Source organism: Streptomyces sp. NPDC006516 (assembly GCF_040611875.1).
Lineage (GTDB): Bacteria > Actinomycetota > Actinomycetes > Streptomycetales > Streptomycetaceae > Streptomyces.
In genome coordinates this window covers 1-1,759 of record NZ_JBEXPD010000036.1, presented here as the reverse complement: position 1 = coordinate 1,759, position 1,759 = coordinate 1, and the positions used below count along the sequence as shown (strand labels likewise).

The following is a 1,759-nucleotide window of genomic DNA, read 5'->3' as shown; positions in this document are numbered from 1 at the left end:
AACGCCAGCTGACCCGCACCACCCCGCACGATCCGCACCCGCACCACCGACGCACCCGCCCCGAACAGCGACACACCCGCCCACGAGAACGGCAGTACGGTCTCGCCCTCGCCGGTGAGAAGGACGGAGTGAAGAGCGGCGTCGAGCAGAGCGGGGTGCAGTCCGAACCGGCCCGCATCATCACGGGCCTCGTCGGGAAGAGCGACCTCGGCGAAGATCTCCTCACCCCGCGTCCAGACAGCCTTCAGCCCCCGGAACACCGGGCCGTACCCATACCCCTGCTCCGCCAGCCGCTCATACGCACCCGCCACAGGCACCGACACCGCACCCGCCGGCGGCCACGCCCCCAGATCGAAATCGGGTGCGGGTGCCTGCGGCAGCAGGGCACCCTCAGCATGCAGTGTCCAGGGGATCTCCCGGTCGCCCTCCACACGGGAGTGCACACTCACGGCACGCGCACCGTCATCCGCAGCCACCCCGACCACGACCTGGACCTGCAACGCCTCGGTGTCGGGCAGGGTCAAGGGTGCCTGAAGCGTCAGCTCCTCCAGCAGCCCACACCCGACCTCCTCACCCGCACGCAGAGCCAGCTCCACCAGGCCCGTACCCGGCATCAGCACACTCCCCAGCACGCTGTGATCGGCAAGCCAGGGCTGGGCGCTGAGGGAGAGCCGGCCGGTGAAGACCACTCCCCCATCGGGCAGACCGACAGCCGCGCCCAGAACAGGGTGGTCAGCCGTCACCAGGCCCAGCGACTCCGGATCGCCCCCGGAGACCGCGGGGAACGACCAGTAGTTCTGGCGCTGGAAGGCGTAGGTGGGCAGGTCGACGCGGCGGGCTCCGGTGGGCGCGTAGAACGCGGCCCAGTCCGGGACACGGCCGACCGTGTGCAGGCGCGCAAGCGCCGTGACCAGCGCCTCGGACTCACTCTGCTGACGACGGAGACCCGGCACGAACACCGCATCGTCGCCTGCGTCGTCTGCGACGGCGTTTTGTGCCATGGCGGTGAGCACCGCTTCGGGGCCGACCTCCAGGAACACCCTCACCCCGGCAGCCGAGAGCGCACGCACACCGTCACCGAAGCGCACCGCCTCACGGACATGGCGCACCCAGTACTCAGGCGTACGCAGGCCATCGGTGGTCGCGAGCTCGCCGGTGAGGTTGGAGACCACCGGAATACGGGCCTCGCCGAACGTCACACTCTGGGCGACGGTACGGAACTCGTCGAGCATCGGCTCCATCAGCGGCGAGTGGAACGCGTGCGAAACCCGCAGGCGGCTGGTCTTACGACCCTCCGCCTCAAACCGGGCCGCAACCTCCAGGACCTCGTCCTCGGCGCCGGAGATGACCACCGCGTCCGGACCGTTCACCGCCGCGATACTCACCACGTCCGACGTCAGGTACGGAAGGACCTCGTCCTCCGACGCCCGGACAGCGACCATCGCACCACCAGCCGGCAACGCCTGCATCAACCGCGCCCGCGCAGCCACCAACCGCGCCGCATCCGCCAGCGACAGCACACCCGACACATGCGCGGCAGTCAGCTCACCCACCGAATGACCGGCCAAGAAGTCCGGGCGCACACCCCACGACTCCAGCAACCGGAACAACGCCGTCTCGAACGCGAAGAGGGCCGGCTGAGTGAACTCCGTCCGCTCCAGAAGCCCCGCATCCTCACCCCACACAACCTGACGCAACGACGTGGGCAGGTGACCGTCCAGCTCCGCGACCACCGCGTCGAACGCCTCGGCGAACACCG

Annotated in this window: 1 protein-coding gene; it reads right to left on the bottom strand. The window is 69.6% G+C overall.

Features of this window, described 5'->3' with window-relative positions; translation table 11 throughout:
• On the bottom strand, window positions 1-1,759 hold a 1,759-nt coding region (locus ABZY45_RS35030; RefSeq protein WP_356746300.1), incomplete at both ends, for an acyltransferase domain-containing protein.